Source organism: Rhizocola hellebori (genome assembly GCF_016862955.1).
Taxonomy (GTDB): Bacteria; Actinomycetota; Actinomycetes; order Mycobacteriales; family Micromonosporaceae; genus Rhizocola; species Rhizocola hellebori.
The window spans coordinates 33,294-52,584 of sequence record NZ_BONY01000038.1 but is presented as its reverse complement, the minus strand read 5'-3'; the positions used below and the strand labels follow the sequence as shown (position 1 = coordinate 52,584).

Sequence of the window (19,291 nt, the reverse complement as noted above, 5' to 3'; positions counted from 1 at the left end):
ATCTGATTGCGCAAGGTACGCGCCTGGACATCAAGTGCCGCGATTTGTGGCGCGGGAGGAACTTCGTAGAACGCTAATCCATGAGGAACTTCACCATCGTTGGGTTGCGCGTGGTCTGAGTGACCATCATCCTCGGCTTGGCTCGGGGTCATCTGAGCGGTTCTATAGTATCGTCCAACGATACATGTCTATCAGAGGCTGGTCATGAGTGAACAGGCTGCCAGGCTCCTCGGCAATTGTCAGAATTGCGGGAGACCGTGCGACGGATGGGTTGTGCAATTGATCCGCGACAATCGGATTCGCTGGGAGTCGGAGTGGAATTGTAGCGCGTGCGGAATAGTTTCGGATGATGGGGACTGGGGTCCGGCTCCCGCTGAGTTGCGAGACCAACTGTTAATCCAGAATGGACCCTATTGTCTGCGACTTGTGGACAACGATTCGGTGAGCGGCGGAGTTCTGAAGACGTTTCGGCAGGTCTATAACGGCAGCATAAAAGATGCCTTGGAATCCGCAAACCAACTGAGGCAAGATGGATATCTGGGGACCTATGTGGAAACCAATTTGCTGAGCGTCCTGCTAAGACAAGAGGGTGTGCTAAGTGAGGTACATCGATTATCTATCGGTTAACGCATCGCTTTGTATTCGAGCGCCTCATGTGCAAAGGCGCCATTAGCTGGAGTTCTTCCGGTCATGGCAGGGATCTCGCACTACGTTGATAAACAAGCCCCAAGAAGGCTACTAGTCAATGGATCTGGAGCGACGATGTTCTTGTCCCGCGAGTTCTGAACTCTACAGGATGGTTCAAAGGTCGATTTCTCGAAATAGTCGGAACTAGGGCCGATTCGGGTGGTGCGCGGGGACAATGAGCGACACAGATTTGGGCCAAGTAGTTATTCAACGGGTTGACTGGAGTCGGTATTGGACCAGCACGGGCAGCCCGGAGCTGTTCGGCAACATACTTTCGAAGCTGCTCCAAGCCGGAACCCCGGATGAGTCGAGAGAGGTATGGAACGGCATCGAGAATTCAGTGTTTGCACAGGACACGATCTTTAGTGCGGTGGAGCCCACAATCGACGTGATCCCTGCGGCACTGGTCGAGGACCGCCCCTAGGCACGTGAAAGATCACTCTGGTAGATCTATTGTTCCTAGTGCTCATTGATGGATATCGGTCACATTGGCGGGAAGGTCCGTACGCACGCAGATCTGCTGGGCCGCAGAAGGGCCATAAAATCAAGCTATCGATTGTCATGAGTACGTGAGCCAGTGCGCACTCTACCGGCGCTGTACTGATCTCATAAGCCGACCACAATGTGTCTCGGCCAGGAAATTGGCATTGTCAACGGGCTAGGCCCAGCAACGGCACCAAGGTCACAGGACCGAAACGAACGCAAGAACCAACCCTCAGTCGTTTTCTGGGTTCATTTTGGCGCGGATCGCTTTGACGTCCCAGAGCCGAGGATCGTCCGCCGCCGAGGTCGCGTTCTTGCGCTCGAAGTACTCGCCGGACAAGCTCTTGAGCAGGCAGACCAGGGCAGTCGCGCCCGCCGCCACGAAGATGATCTCCGCCGTGAAGTAGCCCCAAGGGAGCCAGGCGGGGTAGAGCAGATCGCTGACCGTGTCAGCGGTGTCGGGGGATGAGCCGGAGACGAGCATGCCGACCTGGACGACGGCGGAGGAATCGCCGCCGATTTGTAGGAGTTCCAGGCCGAGGGCGACGCTGAGGACGGCGAAGGCGCCGCGGCGGGCCCAGAGGCGGCCCAGGTGGACTGGGCGGAGGATGATCGCGGCGCCCACGACGGTGATGGCGCTGAGGACGATGAGGGAGCGGGCGCTGCCGTTGAGTTCGTCGACGGCCTTGAGGTGTTCGACGCCGGGGAAGGTCCGCAGCAGTTCAGGCGTGGTGCGGGCGAGCTGCGCGAGCTCGATGGAGCCGAACACGATCTGCAAGAGGCTGATCAGGGCGAGGGCGAGCAGCGCCCAGACGGCGATGGTGACCTGCTTCGGGACAGCGCGAATCGTCGACACAAGGGCGAAGGTATCCGGCCCGGCGGCCCGAGCGCGAGCGATATAAGAGACGGTGAGGTGGGCAACACCTAGGGCAGGGGGATGAGGACGCCGGGGTTGAGGATGCCGTGCGGGTCGAGGCGGCGTTTGGCTGCGCGCAGGGTGTCGATGGCCAGCTCTCCGACCTCGCGGACGTACCAGTCGCGGTGGTCTGTGCCGACGCCGTGGTGATGGCTGATGGTGCCGCCGTTGGCGAGGATCGCGTCGCTCACGGCCGCTTTGACCTCGGACCAGTGAGCGGGGCTGATCATGGGGCCGACGGCGGTGAAGTAGAGAGAGGCGCCGGTTTCGTAGACGTGGGAGATGTGACAAAGGAGGAGGAAAGTGTCGCCGAAGGCGTCGCGGACAGCACGGTAGAGCTGGGGGAGGCGGGACCAGAAAGCTGCCGTTTCAAGGGTTTCCACGAAGGCGCCGGCGTCGAGGAGAGCATCGCGAAGGTAGGGGCCGGAATATCGCCCGCGAAGCCACTTCTCACCGATCTCCGGGCCAAGTCCCGTAGCACCGGGGAGGGGGTGGGGGTGGGGGTGGGGGGTGGCGACGATGAGGAGGGCGCCGTCGGTGGAGTATTGGAGGGTGGATTCCAGCTCGTCGGAGAGGCGCAGGACTGTCGGGAGTGGACCGTCTTGGGCTAGGGCTCGCACGGCATCGAGGCCTTCGTCGAAGGTGGGAAAACTCCAGCCGTGGTAGGTGGTTTCGGGGGGAAGCGGCCGCAGGCGCACGGTGACCGAGGTGATGATGCCGAGGGTGCCTTCGGAGCCGAGGAACAGCTGGCGCAGGTCGGGGCCGGCGGCGGAGGCGGGGGCTCGGCCTACGGTGAGGGAGCCGGCGGGGGTGGCGACGGTGAGGGCGACGACCATGGCGTCGAAGCGGCCGTAGCCTGCGGAGGCTTGGCCTGATGAGCGGGTGGCGGCGAAGCCGCCGATGGTGGCGTATTCGAAGGATTGCGGGAAGTGGCCGAGCGTGAATCCTTGCTGGTTAAGGATAGTTTCGGCGTCAGGGGCGCGCATTCCGGCCGAAAGCGTGGCGATGCGCGAAACCGGGTCGAGGTCGACGAGGGAGTTTAGACGCCACAAGTCAATGGCGACCACTCCAGCATATCGGTCCGCTTGCGGCGACAGGCCTCCTACAACCGAAGTGCCTCCTCCGTGGGGTACCACGGCCAGCCGCGCCGACGAGCAAAAGGTAAGCAGGGCCTGCACTTCGTCGTGAGTGGACGGGCAGACCACCACATCGGGCGCGGAGCTGACCTCGCCTGCCCGCTGGCGAAGCAGGTCAGGGGTGGACTTTCCGCCGCTGCGCCGCAGGCGGGTCGCGTCGTCGGTGTGGACGTGGGCCGCCCCGACGATGTCGCGAAGAGGGCCGGGGTCTACCCGGCTGGGGGCGGGACGCAGATCGGCTAGCGGTGTGGCGGGCGCGGGGGCTGTGTTTAGTACCCCCAAAAGGGATTGGATGGAAGGCGGTAAAGCCATCGCGTTGGCCGGGTCGCCCCAACCTCCCCACAGGTGTTCCGCTCGCTCCGCCATGTGTGACATAATGACATCCAATGTCACAGCGACGCAACTCCTCACTCAACAGAGCTCGCCGGGCCCGCGAGCTGCAAGAACTTGCCGAAACCCAGGTGGACGTGCTGGTGGTGGGGCTCGGTGTCACCGGCGCCGGGGTGGCGCTCGATGCGGCCAGCCGCGGGCTGAGCGTGGCCGCGGTCGACGCGCATGATCTCGCTTTTGGCACGTCGCGGTGGAGCTCGAAGCTGGTCCACGGCGGGCTGCGCTACCTGGCGCACGGCGATGTCGGCCTCGCGTATGAAAGCGCGGTCGAGCGCGGGCTGCTCATGCGGCACATCGCGCCGCACCTGGTGCGGCCGCTGCCGGCGATCCTGCCGTTCGCAGAGTCGGTGTCGCCCAAGGCTTTCGCCCAGGCGCGCGCCGGGGTGGCCGCCGGTGATCTGCTGCGGCTGGCGGCGCGCACGCCGCGGGCCATCCTGCCCAGGCCACGCAAGCTGTCCCGGGTGGAGACGCTGGCGATGGCTCCTGCCTTGCAGCGCAACGGCTTGCGAGGTGGTCTGCTGGCCTGGGACGGGCAGCTGTGCGACGACGCGCGGCTCGTGGTCGGTCTGGCCAGGGCGGCAGCGGGTTTCGGGGCGCGCATCATCACGCGTTGCCGGGCCGTGACGCGGGAGACGCTGCGCGATGAGCTGACCGGGTCTACGTTCACTGTGCGGGCGCGGGTCGTCGTGAACGCTACCGGGGTCTGGGCTGCCACTCTTGCCCCGCAGCTTTCCCTGCGTCCATCGATTGGTTCGCATCTGGTGTTGCCCGGGCGAGTCTTCGGTGGGCTTGGGGCGGGCTTGACCATTCCGGTACCAGGGGCGACCTCGCGCTACGTGCTTGCTCTGCCGCAGCGCGATGGCCGCGTCTATGTCGGCTTGACAGACGAGCCTTTCGACGGGCCGATCCCCGACGAGCCGGTAGCCCCCGAGGCCGACGCCGATTTCCTGCTGGGCGTGCTCAATTCTGTTCTGGAGCACAAAATTTCGCGCTCCGACGTGATCGGATCCTATGCGGGGCTGCGGCCGCTGCTTGGCGCCGAGGGCCAGACGGCGGACCTCTCGCGGAGACATGTCGTGCAGGTGGGCGAAGACGGCGTCGTCACCGTCGTCGGCGGCAAACTGACCACGTACCGGCGGATGGCTGAAGACGCCGTGGATACCGCTGTTCGTGTGGCGGGGCTCAACGCCGGCCCGTGCCGCACGAAGCGGCTCCCGTTGCCCGGCGCCCCCGGCGGGGTGGGCCGTAGGGGCGGCGCGGCAGGTGGGGGTGAGGCGGCCAGCGGTCGGGTGGGCGGCGCGCTGAGCAGCGGTGGCGGTGGGCTGGACAAGACGATGGCGCTGTTGCGGGCTCGCTACGGGCTGGAGGCGGAAGCTGTTGCAGCGCTGGGGGTTTCGGAGGTAGCCCCGGGGGTCACCGAGGGAGAGCTGCGCTGGGGAGTGCTGCACGAAGGGGCGCTCGACGAGGCGGACCTGCTGGAACGGCGCACCAGAGCGGGGCTGGTGCCCACCGACCGGGAAGCGGCACTGCCCGCAGCGGTCCGCGTGCTCGCCGAGGGGTGACACGGTGCTGTGGGCGGGGGAGGGGTTGACGGGTGGAATGGGGGGTGGTTAGCGTGATGCTGGCTGATGCGGCCGGCCGCTTGCGCCCGCTTTGGGTTTGGTGAATGCATCGTTTGGGATTTGGCGCACCGATCCATCCGTCGGCGAACGAATCAGCAATGCAGGCGCTGAGACACAGGGACATTCCTGTGGCGTTCGCTGGATCATGGAGGATCGAAGAGTATGCGCACGTTTCGTGATGCGAAGCTGATGGCGAAGGCGCTGCGGGCCGAAGCCTTGGCACGTAAGCAGATCGACCTATCACACAGCGAGTGCCTGGAAATCGTGGCCCGTCAGTTCGGCTTCGACGACTGGAACATTCTCGCGGCGAAAATCGAGCAGAGCGCGAAGAGCCGCATTGTGCGAGCTGAGGTGGACGGCCCTGAGGTCACCGACCCGCGCCGGGCGACCAGCACCACGATCCCGATATTGAGGATCTTCTCAGAGGCGAAGGCGCTGGAGTTCTATCTGGAGTTCCTCGGCTTCGACCTGGATTTCGGCGGCCCATCGGGCGGGCCGGGGACGCCGTTCTACGGCCAGGTTATCCGGGCCCACAGCACTTTTCAGCTGGCCGAGCAGCCCTACGACCCGGGGCACGGTGCGACGGTTTCGATTTCCCTGGCCGACCTCGACGCGTTGCACCACGAGCTCTCGCTGCGCCGCGGCGAGATGGGCAGCCGGGTGTGGGGGCCGGCGGTGTGGGTGCCCGACATCGAGGCCGTGCCGTGGGGCGCGCGGGTGCTGACCATCGCCGACCCGTTCGGCAACCATCTGCGTTTCCTTGAGCCTAACGATCCGTTGGCCCGCAAGGGTTTGCCGCGCTGGATCGGGTAGCCGCAAAAGGCCGCCCGCAAGTGGAGCGGGCGGCCTTTTGCTGTTTGATCAGATGCCGCAGTTGGGCGCGGACCAGAACTGCCCAGACTTGTTGGCCACGTGGGTGTGGTCGTTGTGGTCGGGGTAGCCGGGGCCGAGAATCTCCCGGAAGCCGTGGTTGCGGGCCTGCTGGGCAAGCCTGCAGAACGATACCGAGCCGGTGAGGTCGACAGCGTCACCGTAGAGGTGGCGGCTGGTGGAGGAGCCGCCCGCGGCGTTGTTGCACGCGACGCTGCGGAAGGCGCTGCTGATGGTGATCGGCACGTCGCCTAGTGCGTGCCGCATCGCCTCCAGCTTCCACATGTTCACCAGTGCGTTGAACTTTGCGGTGGCGGCGGATACGTTGCCGCCGGCCCAGGTGCTGTTGCAGTTGTTGAGTTCACCGTAGGTGAAGTGGATGGGGGTGCAGTCGTCGTCTTGCAGGGCATAAATCTTGCTGTAGGTCTGCGGGCCGGCGATGCCGTCGGCGCCGAGACCCCAGGCTTGCTGGAACCGGATTACTGCCGAGCGCGTGGCCGGGCCGAAGACCCCGTCGAGGTCGATGACCGCGCCGTAGCCTGGGTATCCGGACACCCGGATCTGCAGCTGGCGCACGTCCTCGCCCGAGGTGCCCTGGGACAGGGTGCGTCCCCAGGTGTAGCAGCCGTCGGCCAGCGCGGGGCTTTGTGTGGTGACCACCACTGCGGCTGACGCCGCGATGGTCAGCGCAATGGAGGAAAGAACTCTGACTGTGCGTCGAAGCATTTACGCCTCCACATCGGACTGAAACTAGGCTCATCGATAGTGGAAGATGTCCGGCGTTTCGTCAATAATTTTCGATTTAAATTCCTCTAGATGTTGCTAATTAACGGTCCGCTCTGCGAACCGCACGCGATGTGAACAAACGCGACGATGCCCTGGCCGTGGCGATGAGGCTGGAGCCGACCAGGATCCCGAGCGCGACCGAGACGACGGTGAGGAAGGCGTTGATCAGGTTGTCCGCGCCCTGTGAGGTGCCTCCGCCGAGGTCGACCAGGCCGGAGACGCCGGACAGGCCGAGTGCTCCCGGTACCAAGAGCCAGAAAGCGGGCAAGGAGGCGACCTGTGCCGGGGGACCGTGCAGCCGCTGCACCAGCGTCGCGATCGGCACCACCACCAGGCCGCCGGTGAACGCGCCGAACAAGCCGCCCACGGCGACAAGGTTGCCCGCCTGCTGCGCGCCCCAGGCGCAGAACAGCATCAGCATGAGCCACAGCAGCGCCCCTTTCGGCGCGGAGCTGTTGAAATACATGCCGACGCCGAAGACGACGACTCCGACGACCGGCGCCCAAGTGGGAAGGCCGGTCTGCTCGATGGGCGGGTGCGCCGTGCCGGCGATCTGCGCGCCGGCGAAAATACCAAAACTTAGCAATAGAAGCATGTATACGCCTGAGACGATCCGGCTCGCGCCGCTGATCATCGACCGGGTGGCCATCTCCTGCGCGCCGAGGGTCAGGGCGGCCCCGGGCAGGAAGGTGACCAGCGGGGGAATGAGCAAAGTAGACGGTTCCACCCCCATCTGCGGCCCGTACCGGTAGGCCAGCCCGGTCACCAGCATGGCCGCCGCGACGGGCAGGGCGAGGGAGAGCACCAGGACCCGTTCGGCGACAAGGCGCAGCACGCCAACGACGAGCCCAAGCACGGCGAGCGCGATGAGCGCGTTGCGGTCGCGCACCAGCAGCAGACCCAGCCCGACGGTGAGCACGGCATGGCCGAGGATGCGGTTGAACCAGTTGAAGCGCGGCTTGGCCCGCACGATGGTCTTGAGCCGGTCGATCGCCTCGTCGGGCGGGATCGGCTTGCGCTTAACCTCGTCGATGAGCTTGTACAGCGCGTCGACCTGGTCCAGGCGCAGCGGAGGCCCGTCGGCGTTCATGAAGTCGACGGTGACCGCACCGATGTGGTCGTCGACAACGCGCACGAAAACACCGGTCGGCACCACCAGAAACTCGCAATCGCCTATCCCGTAGGCGTCGGCGATCGCTTCCATCTCGTCGGGGATGCGGCTGGCGGCCTCGCCGGCGAGGCAGAGCGCGACTCCGCACCGGCGGAGGAACTCGAGGAGATCATCACTGGGGACCGTCGTCGTCACGACGAGCAGTATTGTCCATCACCCGCCCAGCGGGAAGATCAGACAACTGGAGGTGGCATGGGCGACCAGCCGGCCCGCCTCATCCTTGAGCTCGGCCTGCGCCAGGGCGATACGGCGGCCGCGCTGGATTACCTTGCCTTCGCAGGTGAGCAGGCCTGACTCGAGCGTCACCGGGCGCAGGAACTTCGTCGTCAGATCGAGCGAGGTATATCTCTCGCCGACCGCGAGCGTGCTGTGCACGGCGCATCCGGTGGCGGTGTCGAGCAGGGTGGCGATCACCCCGCCGTGCATGCTGCCTAGCGGGTTGTAGTGGAACTCCTGCACCCGCATGGTCACCACGACCCGGGACGCCTCGGCGTGGAAGCTCGCCATATCGACAAGATCCATGATCGGTGGCCGGGGCGCTTCGCCCGACATCATGGCCTGCAGCTGCTCCAGCCCATTGAGCTGAACCATCTTGGCCAGGTCGACGTCTCCCGGCGACACCCACGAGAAGGTCCTTGTCGGCTGAGTCTGGGTCATAGACGCAGACTCGCAGAGGTTGCTGAGTCTGTCAACGAGACTTAGCCTGAGCGGCATGAGACCTCCAGCACTGCAGTGGTCCGCCGAGAACTGCACCGTGGGAAGGGCGATGGCCATCCTCGGTGAGCGGTGGACTTTTGTCGTGCTGCGCGAAGTATTCAACGGCGTGCGCAGATTCGACGACATGCGCGAGCGCACCGACATCCCGCGGCAGGTGCTGACCAACCGGCTCGCGGTGCTGGTCGAGCAGGGCATTCTGCACCGGGTGCCGTATCGGCCGCCGGGGGAGCGCACCCGCCACGAATACCGGCTCACTGAAAAAGGCTTTGACCTTTATCCGGTACTGGTTGCGGTCTGGCAATGGGGCGACCGTTACCTGGCTGACCCGGCGGGCTCGCCCGTGGAGATGGCGCACAAGGACTGCGGGGCCGTGGTGGGCGCCCAACTGTCCTGTGCCGACGGACATTCCATCGGCTCGCCGCGCGACATCGTGTCCCGGCCCGGTCCGGGCGCGATTCGTCGCAAGTAGACTTCTGCGCGGCGGCTTCCCTGAACTGAGACTTTCTGTCAACATGGCGGACACGCATCGGTGTCGATGTATAGGAGACCCCCGCCATGTTTCTCCGTCGATTGGCCCTAACCGGGGCTGTCATCGTCACGACCGCACTTATCGCCGTGCCACAAGCTCAGGCGGCAGCCCCCGCCTATACGGCGATAGGTGATTCCTACTCCTCTGGAACGGGGACCCGTGAGTACTACGCCGACAGCGGCGGGTGCCAGCGCTCTCCGCACGCCTATCCCGTCATCGACGCCGGGCGGCTGGGCGCTGCATTGACCTTCGCGGCCTGCTCAGGCGCCAAAATTCCGGCCATCCTAAGTGGACAGTTGGGCAGCCTCAACGCCTCGACCGCCTACGTCACCGTTTCCGCCGGTGGTAACGACCTGGGTTGGTCGGCTGTCATCATCCAATGCGCCAAGCCGTGGCCGTACACCTGCTGGGGTGACATCGATCGCGCTGAGGCGTACATTCGCAGCACCCTTCCAGGGCAGCTCGATCAGCTCTACAGCGAAATTCGGCAACGTGCACCGAACGCCCGAGTGGTGGCGGTGGGCTACCCGAACCTGTTCAACGGTCAGGAATGCAATGCGATTGCCCGTATCTCGCCGGGGGAACAGTCCCGGCTCAACGCGGCCGCTGACCTGCTTGCGACGACCACAGCGGCCAGAGCGGCAGCGAACGGCTTCAGCTTTGCCGACGCCCGGCCGGCCTTCACCGGCCACACCGTGTGCGGCAACCCTGAATGGATCAACGGCACCTCATGGCCCATCGGCGAGTCGTATCACCCCAACCGAAATGGGCACGTGGGGTATGCCGCAATAGTCGAAAGCGCGCTGCGGGCGTGAGAAACCCGCGAGCGCCGTTCCCCAAGTGGGAGTGATGTCAATGCGTAAATACGTGGCCGAGTTCATCGGCACGTTCTTCCTCACCTTCACCGTCTGCTGCGCTGTTCTCACGGCGCAGCCGTTGGCCCCGCTCGCCATCGGCGCGGTGTTGGTGGCGATGGTGTTCGCCGGCGGTCATATCTCCGGCGCGCACTTCAATCCCGCGGTGACCCTTGCCGTGTACCTGCGCGGCAGGATAGAAGCCCGCGACGTGTTGCCCTACATGGGCGCACAGCTGGCCGCCGGTCTCATCGCCGCCGGGATCTCCCGGTATGTCGTGATCGAGAAGCCCACGGCGGCGTTGAACCTCTCCGACCGCGCGCTCATCGGCGCGGTGATAGTCGAGCTGCTCATCACGTTCGCCCTCGCCTACGTGGTGCTCAACGTCGCCACGAGCAAGGACCACCCGAACAACTCCTTCTACGGTGTGGCCATCGGCTTCACCGTGCTGGCGGGAGCCGTCGCGGTGGGCACCCTCTCGGGTGGGGCGTTCAACCCCGCGGTCGGCCTCGCGGTCACCGTCGCCGGGTTGGCGAGCTGGAAGATGCTGGTCGTGTACGTGCTCGCGACCCTGGCCGGCGGCGCCGGGGCCGGGTTCGTCTTCCGCTGGCTCAACCCCGGCGACGTCGAGGAGCTGCGGCTGCCCAAGCCGCGAGTGGGCGCGCTGCGAACGGGTGCGTCGCGAAAGTAAGCGCGTTGTAGGCCCCGCCCACGCGGCGCGGGAAGGCCGAGCACACCCGGGCCTTCCCGCGCCGCATACGCTATGCGGATGAGTGAGATCTCCCGTGCCCTCTCGCGGGCCGGCGCCGGCAAGGCCCTCGACCTGGACGAGGCCACTGCGCTGCTGGCCGCGCGCGGCGACGAGCTGGAACAACTGCTCGCCATCGCCGGTGCGGTGCGCGATGCCGGCCTGCGCGACACGGGCCGCCCGGGAGTGATCACCTTTTCCAAGAAGGTCTTCATCCCGCTTTCTCGCCTGTGCCGGGACAGGTGCCACTACTGCACCTTCGCCACCGTGCCGCATCGGCTGCCCGCCGCCTACCTCGACCGCGAGGAGGTGCTGGAGATCGCGCGGGCCGGAGCGGCCCTGGGCTGCAAGGAAGCCCTGTTCACGCTCGGTGATCGGCCGGAGGAACGCTGGCCACAGGCAGCGGCGTGGCTCGATGAGCGGGGCTACGGCTCCACCCTGGACTATCTGCGCGCCGTCTCCATCGCCGTGCTGGAGGAGACCGGGCTGCTGCCACACCTCAACCCGGGCGTGCTGAGCTGGGCCGAGCTGCAGCGGCTGCGCCCGGTGGCGCCCAGCATGGGCATGATGCTGGAGACGACCGCCACCAGGCTGTGGTCCGAGCCGGGTGGGCCGCACTACGGCTCTCCGGACAAGGAGCCCGCGGTGCGGCTTCGGGTGCTGGAGGACGCGGGCCGGGTCAATGTGCCCTTTACCACCGGAATCCTCATCGGCATCGGGGAGACCCCGGCCGAGCGGGTGGAGTCGCTGTTCGCGATCCGCAAAACCCACCGGCAGTACGGGCACCTGCAAGAGGTGATCATTCAGAACTTCCGGGCCAAGCCGGACACGGCCATGCGATCGGCCCCCGACGCCGAGGTCGCCGACCTCGCCGCGACGGTCGCGGTGGCCCGGCTGCTGCTCGGCCCCGGCATGCGGCTGCAGGCGCCGCCCAACCTCATCGACGGTTCGTTCGAGCTGCTGGTCAAAGCGGGAATCGACGACTGGGGCGGGGTTTCGCCGCTCACGCCCGACCACGTGAACCCGGAGCGGCCCTGGCCGCATCTCGATGAGCTGGCGGCGGCCACCGCGGCGGCGGGTTACACCCTGCGGGAACGGCTCACCGCTTATCCGTCCTATGTGGTCGGTGCCGAGCGCTGGATCGACCCGCGGCTGCACGCCCATGTCTTCGCGCTGGCCGATCGGGACGGGCTGGCCGACGAGCAGGCGGCGGTGACCGGACGCAGCTGGCAGGAGCCCTCGTCGGAAGACCTGGTCTTCGGGCGCACCGACCTGCACGCCACCATCGACACCACGGGCCGCAGCGGCGACCGGCGCGGCGACTTCGACAACGTCTACGGCGACTGGAACTCGCTCAATGTGCCCTCGGTGACCCTGCCCACCGGCGACACGGCCGCAGGTTTGCGTCTGGCGCTGAAGAATCCGGCGGCTCTGCTCGATCCAGCCAGCGAAAGCCTTGCGCTGGCGCTTTTCACCGCCGATGGCCCGGCGCTGGAAGAGCTGTGCCGTATAGCCGACGACCTGCGCGCCCAGGTGTGTGGGCCGGACGTGACCTATGTGGTCAACCGGAACATCAACTTCTCGAACGTGTGCTACGTGGGTTGCCGGTTCTGCGCTTTCGCCCAGCGGGAGTCCGACGCCGACGCCTATCGCCTCTCCGTCGAGCAGGTGGCCGACCGTGCGCAGGAGGCGTGGGACTCCGGTGCGACCGAGGTGTGCCTGCAGGGCGGCATCGACCCGAAGCTTCCCGTCACCATCTACGCGGAGCTGGTGCGGGCCATCAAGGCCCGCACCCCCGGCATGCACGTGCACGCCTTCTCACCGATGGAGATCGTCACCGCCTCGGCCAAGGCCGGGGTGTCCATCCGCGACTGGCTGGTCATGCTGAAGGAGGCGGGGCTGGACACCATCCCGGGCACCGCCGCCGAGATCCTCGACGACGAGGTGCGCTGGGTGCTGACCAAGGGCAAGCTGCCCACCTCGGCGTGGGTGGAGGTGGTGCAGACCGCGCACGAGCTCGGCATCCGATCCTCGTCGACCATGATGTACGGCCACGTCGACAACCCGCGACACTGGCTGGGCCACTTCCGGGTGCTGGCCGGGATCCAGGACCAGACCGGCGGTTTCACCGAGTTCGTCGCGCTGCCCTTCGTGCACACCAACGCCCCTATCTATCTGGCCGGTGTGGCCAAGGCCGGGCCGACCTGGCAGGAGAACCGCGCCGTGCACGCGATGGCACGAATCCTCCTGCACGGCCGGATCGACAACATGCAATGCTCCTGGGTCAAGCTCGGTGACGAGGGGACGGTCGCCATGCTCAACGGCGGCTGCAACGATCTCGGCGGCACCCTGATGGAGGAGACCATCTCGCGGATGGCGGGCTCCACCAACGGATCCAACCGCACGATCGAGCAGCTGCAGGCGATCGCCGCCGCGGCGGGCAGGCCGTCGCGCCAGCGCACCACCAGCTACAGCCTCAAAGATCGGTGACGAGAATCTGACCAAGGCTCGCCTTGGCCGGGCAGGCTGATCAAGATGGCAGCCATGAGAGTTAAGGCGATCCTGCTTGCCCTTGCCACCGCGGCGGCGTTGAGTGCCTGCGGCACCGAGACCCCGGTCGCGACGCCGGACACCACCTCCAACCCCGGCGCCACCACCGGCGCCCCGGCGGGCGGCGGTGACCGCGACAGCTGCCTCATGGGCACCTGGAAGGTCGATGTCAACAACATCGCCCAGCAGACCGCGTCGATGATCGGCAGCGGCGCCGTGGGCACGGGCGCCGGCACCCTCACCGTGGCCTTCGGCAGCGAGATGAAGGTCACCTACGGCAACACCGTCTCCATGGACATGAAGATCGGTGACAAGACGATGAACATGAAGAGCACCTTCGCCGGCGACGCCACCAGTACCAACTGGAAGACCAAGGACGGCAAGCTAACCGGCACGATGTCGTCGAACAACGTGACCAACAGCGCGGTCGCCACGGTTGGCGGGGTCACCGTGCCGACCCCCACGAGTGTCCCGTTCAGCGCTCTCAATCTCTCCGAGACGGTGAACTACACCTGTAGCGGCAGCAACGCGACCATCTCCGGCTCGGGTGTCAGCTGGAAGCTGACCAAGGCGTGAGCCCTGCGATGGACGGGTGCCCCCGTGGTGGGAGCACCCGTCCATCGTCTCAAAGGTCGTGCACGGACACCGCGCGAGCCAGCCGGACCAGGCGGTTGGCCTGGGCCCGAGCCGCCTGCAGGGTCACCTCGCCGACCGGGATCGGCGCCGCTGTTCCGAGCACATGTGAAGTCCCGTAAGGGTTTCCGTCGACCAGCTTGACCGGGTCGGAGTAGCCGGGCGGCACCACTATCCCGCCGAAGTGGTAGATCATGTTGTAGATCGCGACCAGCGTGGTCTCCATCCCGCCGTGGATGGTGGTGCCCGATGTGAACGCGGTGTAGGCCTTGTCGGCGAGCCTGCCCTGCACCCACAGTGGACCGAGCGTGTCGATGAACTGCTTGAGCTGGGCCGCCACGTTGCCGAACCGGCTCGGGGTGCCGAAGGCGATCCCGTCGGCCCAGGTCACGTCGTCGGCCGAGACGACCGGTACGTCATGGGTCTCAGCAAGGTGCGCCGCCCACGCCGGCTTGGTGTCGATGGCGGCGCGCGGCGCCAGCTCGGCCGCCTTGCGCAGGCGCACCTGGGCTCCGGCCTTCTCCGCCGACTCGGCTATCTCCTGGGCTATCCGGTAGATCGTCCCGGTGGAGGAGTAGTAGATGACCGCGATGTTCACATCGTTGTTTTCCATGGATGACCTCTCATCAGGCATGGCAGTCAGGAAGACGGCCGTGGTGGGCGACCATTTCTCCGAACGCGGCGGCAACGTCGATCCGTGCGCCGGGGGCAAGCCCGGCCAGCTCGGCGTAGGCCCGGTGGAGGTTGCCGACCAGCCGCTCGGGATCGAGCAGACCGGCGAACTCCCCGAGATCGGTCTTGCTCGCCACCTCCAATGTGGACAGTCCGCTGGCGTGCCCGTCGCGGGCGATATCCTGGATCCACCGAAGGTAGGCCTCGTTCGCATCGAACAGCTCCGGGCCGCCCACATCCCCGTGGCCGGGAACGATGAGCACCGGATCGAGCTCGCGCAGGCGCTCGATGACCTGTAGCGATCCCGCGATCGAACCCATCAGGCAGAAGGGCGTCACCCCGTTCCACAGCACGTCTCCGGCGAACAGCACCCGGCTTTCCGGTACCCACACAAAAATGTCATTGGTGGTGTGAGCGGGACCGAGGTGCATCAGCTCTATCCGGGTCTGCCCGGCATGGATCGTGATCGCGTCGTGGAAGGTCAGGGTCGGCGGGGTAAGCGGCGTCTCGCCCCACTCAACCTGTGGCCAGAGCTGGCGAAGCCCAAGCCCCGCCTCGATTATCTCGGTGCGGGCCACCTCGTGGGCCACGATGGTGGCCGGCGGGCTGAACTGGGCGTTGCCGAAGTGATGATCCCCGTGAAAGTGCGTGTTGACAAGCAGGTTCGGGGTTCGGAGGGAGACCTTGGCGATCTCCTCCCGGAGAAGACGAGCCCGCCGCTCGGTGGCGGCGGTGTCGATGACCACGGTGGTGTCCTCGCCGATCACCACTCCGGCGTTGTTGATGCACCAGCCGCCGTCGGGCTGGACATAGGCATAGATGCCTGGCGCTAGCTGCTGCATTCTTGGGGTCTTCACCGGCACATGGTTGCGGGCCAAACTCGAGGCGCGGTTGAGTTGTCCGCCGCGATTCCAGGGCTTTTCTAGGCCGGTGGCAAAACCTCTGCGGAATGACGTGCACTTCCCTCCGCAGTCGGGCGATCTGCGCCGGCATCCCCCGGCCGGCATTTCCGGCAGACGCCTGACCCGGGTGCCCAGCGCGTCAGCGGCGCTGGGCACCCCACTAACGTTGACGAGGAGTGCCAGCATGCGTTATCCGCTTTGGGAATTGCTCGCCCCACCGAGCCGGTTCGGCAATCAGGCCCGCACCGCGGTGCGGGCGCAGGGAACCAGAATCCTCTACGGGGACGGCACGTGGCGGCTGTGTGCCACCAGCGGGCTGTGGAACGTGAACCTCGGCTACGGCAATGTCGCGGTCGCCGACGCAGTCCATCGCAGCCTCATCGATGCCTCCTACCTGCCCCTGTTTCGGTCCGGCCACGAGTACGCGGTAGCCGCGGCCACGGCGCTGATCGAGGTGGCCGGTCCGGAGCAGTTCGGCCGGGTGCTCTTCTCGACCTCGGGCAGCGCCGCCAACGACATGATGATGAAACTGGTGCGGCAGCACTGGACCGTGCAGGGCCAGCCGCAGCGCAACCTGGTCGTCGGGCTCAAGGGCAGCTATCACGGCCTGACCTACGGCAGCCACGCGCTGACCGGCGAACCCCTCATGCAGGACCTGTACGGCGTAGACCGGAGCCTGGTGCGCCACGTCGAGCACACCAGCGACGGCGAGCTGCGAGCCCTGCTCGCCGCAGAAGGTGACCGGATAGCGGCGCTGGTGATGGAGCCCGTGCTCGGCACCGGGGCGTATCCGGTCTCGCCCGCGCTGCTGGCCTCGGTCGAAGAACTGCGCCGCCAGTACGGCTTCCTGCTCGTGGCCGACGAGGTGGCCACCGGTTTCGGCCGCACTGGCGCCTTCTTCGCCTCGGAGCACTGGCGTCCCGACCTTCTGCTGGCCTCCAAGGGGCTGACCAACGGCACCTGCGCGGCCGCGGTGATCCTGGTGTCGCACGGGGTCTGCGACGTGTTCGACGCCGCGGACGCGATGCTCATGCACGCTGAAACGCAAGCCGGTACCCCCTCGACGTGTGCCGCGATCCTGGCGACACTGTCCGAAATGGAGCGACTAGAGGCCCTGAAACGGGCCGGGGTCGTCATTTCGCAGCTCGACGGGCTGCTGGCCGGGCTCGCCGACCATCCGCTGGTGGCCGGCGACGACGGCCTGGGCCTGTTCCGTGCGGTGAGGCTGGGGCTGCCCGACGGTGGTGGCCCTCTGCCGTTCCCCGCGCTGATCACCGTGCTCAACGAGATCCGGGAAGCCGGCGCGGTGGTCCAACCCGGGCCCAGCTGCGCCCAGCTGGTTCCCGCGCTCGTCTACGAGCAGGAGGACATCGATCAGCTGGCCATGTCGCTGCGACAGGGCCTGGATCGGGCTTTGGAGAAGCTATGACTGCTGTGCTGGAACGTCCCGTCGCGCATGATTCGGCGGAAACCTTTGTGCCGTCTCATGGCCGGGCCCGCCGTGAGTTGGCCGCCGCGAGCGTCGGTGGTGTGGTCGAGGGCTACGACTGGATGATTTACGCTGTGATGGCACCGTATTTCGCCATCCAGATGTTCCCCGGTGACGACCCGGTCGCCAAATTGCTTGCCGCCTATGTCGGCTTCGCGGTCGGTTTCATCGCCCGCCCGCTGGGCAGCATCCTCATTGGACGATGGGCCGACAAACACGGCCGCCGTTCGGCTCTGGTGCTGAGCATGGTGACGATCGCCGCGGCGAACCTGGTCATCGCGCTCACCCCCACCTCGGCCGCGATCGGCTTCGCCGCCGCTCTGGTCCTCGTGTTGTCGCGCATCGTCATGGGGATCTCGTTCGGTGGGGAGCTGCCCAGCGCATCGGCCTACATCACCGAGACCGCCCCGGCCAAGCGCCGTTTCCTTTACAGCGGAATCGCTTCGCTCGGCGGCGTGATCGGGCCCATCCTCGCCTTCATCACGCTCGCCATTTTGCTTGGCACGATGGGTGCCTCCGGGGTCGAGAACGGCGGCTGGCGGATAGCTTTCGTGGTGGCCGCGGTCGCCGGTCTGGTGGCGCTCTGGATCCGTTCCGGCGTCGACGAAAGCCACGTCTTCAAGCAGACCGAGGCTCAGCCCAGACCGCCGGCGTGGCCACTGCTGCGCAGCAACCTGCGGCTGATCACGGCCGTGTTCGTGGGCTGCGCCGGGGGCACCATAGCCTTCTATCTCGGCACCGTCTACCTGCCGGTCTACGCCGACGCGCATGGGGTCATCGAGCGGGCCGCCGCCGAGAAGATGATGCCCGCCGCGCTGCTGGTGATGATGGTGGCGATGGTGGTCAGCGGCTGGCTTGCCGACAGGTTCGGCGGATTCGCAATTTTCCGTCTCGGCTATATCCTGCTGGCGATCGGGACCGGGCCGCTGCTGCTCCTGCTCGCGGCCGGGAAGATTTCCTTCCTGCTCACAGCCGTCATCTACCTCGCCTGCTTCTCGCTCGCACTGGCACAGGCCAACGTGATTTTCTCGCAGCTTTTCCCGACCGCGATCCGGGTCATCGGCTACGGGATCCCTTACACCATATCGGCGGCCATCTTCGGCGGCACGACGCCGCTGGTGGCCCAATCCTTTGCGGCTGCTGGCCACACTTCCTGGCTTATGTGGTACGCGGCCGGCGCCGCCATCGTCTCGATGCTGGCCACGCTGCTGGTAAGGCCCGCAGATATCAAGGTGAAGTCCTAGAAAGATAGGGGTTGGAACAATGTCAGAAAAGCCCTTTGCGGGTCAGACCGTCGTGGTCACCGGTGGTGGCACGGGCATCGGCCGGGCCACCGCGCTGGCCTTCGCCGACGCCGGCGCCGCGCATGTCATCGTCACCGGCCGCCGCCAGAGCCGCCTGGACCAGATCGCCGCGCTGAGCCCGGCCATTGTCAAGGTGCAGGCCGACGTGCGCACCGAAGAGGGCGCGGAGCAGGTCGCGCAAGCCGCTCAGAAGCACGGCGGCAAGGTCGACGTGCTGGTGCACAACGCGGGCATCTACCGGCAGACGCCGGTCGGCGAGGCCGACATCCAGCTGGCCCGGGACATGGTGGAAACCAACATCATCGGGCCGGTGCTGCTGACCAAGGTGCTGTTGCCCCTGATCACCGCCCCCGGCGGGAGCATCGTCTTCGTCTCCAGCGTGGCCGGGCACAACCCGGAGCCGTACGCGGCCATGTACGCGGTGACCAAGGCGGGCGCGCACAGCCTGACTCTGACCTGGGCCAAAGAGCTTGCCAACCGGGGCATCAGGGTCAACGCGGTCGCGCCGTCAGCGGTGCGCACCGAGGTCTACGACGCCAACGGCCTGACCCCCGACCAGATCGACGGCATCTTCAAGATGTTCGCGTCGAACAACCCGCTCGGGCGGACAGGTGTGGTCGAGGACGTGGCCCCGTGGATCCTGCACTTCGCGAACCCGGCCAACTCCTGGGTGACCGGGCAGATCCTCACCATCGACGGCGGCTTCGACCTGACCTCGTCGTCGGACAGCCCCTATTCGCCCTACACCGGCCCCTCCGAAGCGGCCTGGTGATCGGCATCCGGCTCGGCCGTCCCACCTTCGTGGGGTGGCCGAGCCGATCTCTAATGCGGC

At 66.4% G+C, this 19,291-nt stretch carries 18 protein-coding genes; 11 read left to right on the top strand and 7 right to left on the bottom strand.

Annotated elements, in window-relative coordinates; all coding sequences use genetic code 11:
- Window positions 1–34 precede the first annotated feature (34 nt).
- Window positions 35–208 carry a hypothetical protein gene (locus Rhe02_RS51010; RefSeq protein WP_203911402.1) on the top strand — a complete coding sequence of 58 codons (174 nt, stop codon included), beginning with the start codon at window positions 35–37 and terminating at the stop codon, window positions 206–208.
- Between the two features lie 1,194 nt (window positions 209–1,402).
- Here Rhe02_RS51010 and Rhe02_RS28170 read toward each other — a convergent pair.
- On the bottom strand, window positions 1,403–2,026 hold the full coding sequence (locus Rhe02_RS28170) for a hypothetical protein (protein WP_203911401.1): 624 nt from the start codon (window positions 2,024–2,026) through the stop codon (window positions 1,403–1,405).
- A 68-nt stretch (window positions 2,027–2,094) separates the two neighbouring features.
- Window positions 2,095–3,597, bottom strand: coding sequence for an FAD-binding oxidoreductase (locus tag Rhe02_RS28165; RefSeq protein ID WP_373320712.1), 1,503 nt, complete (start codon window positions 3,595–3,597; stop codon window positions 2,095–2,097).
- Window positions 3,598–3,608: 11 nt separating this feature from the next.
- On the opposite strand from Rhe02_RS28165, the gene Rhe02_RS28160 reads away from it, so the two are divergent.
- The gene (locus Rhe02_RS28160) at window positions 3,609–5,174 is read left to right on the top strand and encodes a glycerol-3-phosphate dehydrogenase/oxidase (RefSeq protein WP_203911399.1); all 1,566 of its coding nucleotides are present in this window, start codon (window positions 3,609–3,611) and stop codon (window positions 5,172–5,174) included.
- Window positions 5,175–5,396: 222 nt separating this feature from the next.
- Window positions 5,397–6,047 (top strand): glyoxalase superfamily protein, encoded by a 651-nt coding sequence (locus tag Rhe02_RS28155; RefSeq protein ID WP_203911398.1) that lies wholly within the window; start codon window positions 5,397–5,399, stop codon window positions 6,045–6,047.
- A gap of 48 nt (window positions 6,048–6,095) precedes the next feature.
- Here Rhe02_RS28155 and Rhe02_RS28150 read toward each other — a convergent pair whose 3' ends face one another.
- The 3 genes from Rhe02_RS28150 to Rhe02_RS28140 form a co-directional block, all read right to left on the bottom strand.
- Window positions 6,096–6,830 carry a D-Ala-D-Ala carboxypeptidase family metallohydrolase gene (locus Rhe02_RS28150; RefSeq protein WP_203911397.1) on the bottom strand — a complete coding sequence of 245 codons (735 nt, stop codon included), beginning with the start codon at window positions 6,828–6,830 and terminating at the stop codon, window positions 6,096–6,098.
- 100 nt (window positions 6,831–6,930) lie between these two features.
- On the bottom strand, window positions 6,931–8,196 hold the full coding sequence (locus Rhe02_RS28145; protein WP_203911396.1) for a threonine/serine exporter family protein: 1,266 nt from the start codon (window positions 8,194–8,196) through the stop codon (window positions 6,931–6,933).
- Between the two features lie 18 nt (window positions 8,197–8,214).
- Entirely contained in the window at window positions 8,215–8,718 is a 504-nt protein-coding gene (locus tag Rhe02_RS28140; protein ID WP_203911395.1) for a PaaI family thioesterase, read from the bottom strand.
- Window positions 8,719–8,773: 55 nt separating this feature from the next.
- Here Rhe02_RS28140 and Rhe02_RS28135 point away from each other — a divergent pair, with 55 nt between their 5' ends.
- The 5 genes from Rhe02_RS28135 (at window position 8,774) to Rhe02_RS28115 (ending at window position 14,035) form a co-directional block, all read left to right on the top strand.
- On the top strand, window positions 8,774–9,247 hold the full coding sequence (locus Rhe02_RS28135; RefSeq protein WP_203911394.1) for a winged helix-turn-helix transcriptional regulator: 474 nt from the start codon (window positions 8,774–8,776) through the stop codon (window positions 9,245–9,247).
- Between the two features lie 86 nt (window positions 9,248–9,333).
- Window positions 9,334–10,122 carry an SGNH/GDSL hydrolase family protein gene (locus tag Rhe02_RS28130; RefSeq protein WP_203911393.1) on the top strand — a complete coding sequence of 263 codons (789 nt, stop codon included), beginning with the start codon at window positions 9,334–9,336 and terminating at the stop codon, window positions 10,120–10,122.
- 40 nt (window positions 10,123–10,162) lie between these two features.
- Window positions 10,163–10,852 (top strand): MIP/aquaporin family protein, encoded by a 690-nt coding sequence (locus Rhe02_RS28125; protein WP_203911392.1) that lies wholly within the window; start codon window positions 10,163–10,165, stop codon window positions 10,850–10,852.
- Between the two features lie 78 nt (window positions 10,853–10,930).
- Window positions 10,931–13,399: a bifunctional FO biosynthesis protein CofGH gene (locus Rhe02_RS28120; RefSeq protein ID WP_203911391.1), complete on the top strand. Its 2,469-nt coding sequence runs from the start codon at window positions 10,931–10,933 to the stop codon at window positions 13,397–13,399.
- Between the two features lie 54 nt (window positions 13,400–13,453).
- The gene (locus Rhe02_RS28115; RefSeq protein ID WP_203911390.1) at window positions 13,454–14,035 is read left to right on the top strand and encodes a hypothetical protein; all 582 of its coding nucleotides are present in this window, start codon (window positions 13,454–13,456) and stop codon (window positions 14,033–14,035) included.
- Between the two features lie 49 nt (window positions 14,036–14,084).
- On the opposite strand, the gene wrbA is transcribed toward Rhe02_RS28115, so the two are convergent.
- Both wrbA and Rhe02_RS28105 read right to left on the bottom strand, forming a co-directional pair.
- Complete coding sequence (gene wrbA, locus Rhe02_RS28110) at window positions 14,085–14,705, bottom strand: NAD(P)H:quinone oxidoreductase (protein WP_203911389.1); 621 nt, start codon at window positions 14,703–14,705, stop codon at window positions 14,085–14,087.
- Window positions 14,706–14,718: 13 nt separating this feature from the next.
- Window positions 14,719–15,621 (bottom strand): MBL fold metallo-hydrolase, encoded by a 903-nt coding sequence (locus tag Rhe02_RS28105; protein WP_239124088.1) that lies wholly within the window; start codon window positions 15,619–15,621, stop codon window positions 14,719–14,721.
- Window positions 15,622–15,850: 229 nt separating this feature from the next.
- Here Rhe02_RS28105 and mpaD point away from each other — a divergent pair, with 229 nt between their 5' ends.
- Genes mpaD through Rhe02_RS28090 form a run of 3 tightly spaced genes read left to right on the top strand, consistent with a single transcriptional unit; the run spans window position 15,851 to window position 19,231 of the window.
- Complete coding sequence (mpaD, locus tag Rhe02_RS28100) at window positions 15,851–17,095, top strand: daptide-type RiPP biosynthesis aminotransferase (RefSeq protein ID WP_203911388.1); 1,245 nt, start codon at window positions 15,851–15,853, stop codon at window positions 17,093–17,095.
- Window positions 17,092–18,399, top strand: coding sequence for an MFS transporter (locus Rhe02_RS28095; RefSeq protein ID WP_203911387.1), 1,308 nt, complete (start codon window positions 17,092–17,094; stop codon window positions 18,397–18,399). The genes mpaD and Rhe02_RS28095 overlap by 4 nt, the downstream gene beginning before the upstream one ends.
- Window positions 18,400–18,418: 19 nt before the next feature.
- Window positions 18,419–19,231, top strand: coding sequence for an SDR family NAD(P)-dependent oxidoreductase (locus tag Rhe02_RS28090; RefSeq protein WP_203911386.1), 813 nt, complete (start codon window positions 18,419–18,421; stop codon window positions 19,229–19,231).
- The last annotated feature ends 60 nt before the right edge of the window (window positions 19,232–19,291 follow it).

Excerpts from the sequence above, each read along its gene's own strand:
- Rhe02_RS28165 (WP_373320712.1), bottom strand. The coding sequence starts at position 3,597 with ATGTCACACATGGCGGAGCGAGCGGAACACCTGTGGGGAGGTTGGGGC.
- Rhe02_RS28135 (WP_203911394.1), top strand. The coding sequence starts at position 8,774 with ATGAGACCTCCAGCACTGCAGTGGTCCGCCGAGAACTGCACCGTGGGA.
- Rhe02_RS28090 (WP_203911386.1), top strand. The coding sequence starts at position 18,419 with ATGTCAGAAAAGCCCTTTGCGGGTCAGACCGTCGTGGTCACCGGTGGT.
- Rhe02_RS28130 (WP_203911393.1), top strand. The coding sequence starts at position 9,334 with ATGTTTCTCCGTCGATTGGCCCTAACCGGGGCTGTCATCGTCACGACC.
- wrbA (WP_203911389.1), bottom strand. The coding sequence starts at position 14,705 with ATGGAAAACAACGATGTGAACATCGCGGTCATCTACTACTCCTCCACC.
- Rhe02_RS28120 (WP_203911391.1), top strand. The coding sequence starts at position 10,931 with ATGAGTGAGATCTCCCGTGCCCTCTCGCGGGCCGGCGCCGGCAAGGCC.
- Rhe02_RS28140 (WP_203911395.1), bottom strand. The coding sequence starts at position 8,718 with ATGACCCAGACTCAGCCGACAAGGACCTTCTCGTGGGTGTCGCCGGGA.
- Rhe02_RS28155 (WP_203911398.1), top strand. The coding sequence starts at position 5,397 with ATGCGCACGTTTCGTGATGCGAAGCTGATGGCGAAGGCGCTGCGGGCC.
- Rhe02_RS28115 (WP_203911390.1), top strand. The coding sequence starts at position 13,454 with ATGAGAGTTAAGGCGATCCTGCTTGCCCTTGCCACCGCGGCGGCGTTG.
- Rhe02_RS28150 (WP_203911397.1), bottom strand. The coding sequence starts at position 6,830 with ATGCTTCGACGCACAGTCAGAGTTCTTTCCTCCATTGCGCTGACCATC.
- Rhe02_RS28125 (WP_203911392.1), top strand. The coding sequence starts at position 10,163 with ATGCGTAAATACGTGGCCGAGTTCATCGGCACGTTCTTCCTCACCTTC.
- mpaD (WP_203911388.1), top strand. The coding sequence starts at position 15,851 with ATGCGTTATCCGCTTTGGGAATTGCTCGCCCCACCGAGCCGGTTCGGC.
- Rhe02_RS28160 (WP_203911399.1), top strand. The coding sequence starts at position 3,609 with ATGTCACAGCGACGCAACTCCTCACTCAACAGAGCTCGCCGGGCCCGC.
- Rhe02_RS28095 (WP_203911387.1), top strand. The coding sequence starts at position 17,092 with ATGACTGCTGTGCTGGAACGTCCCGTCGCGCATGATTCGGCGGAAACC.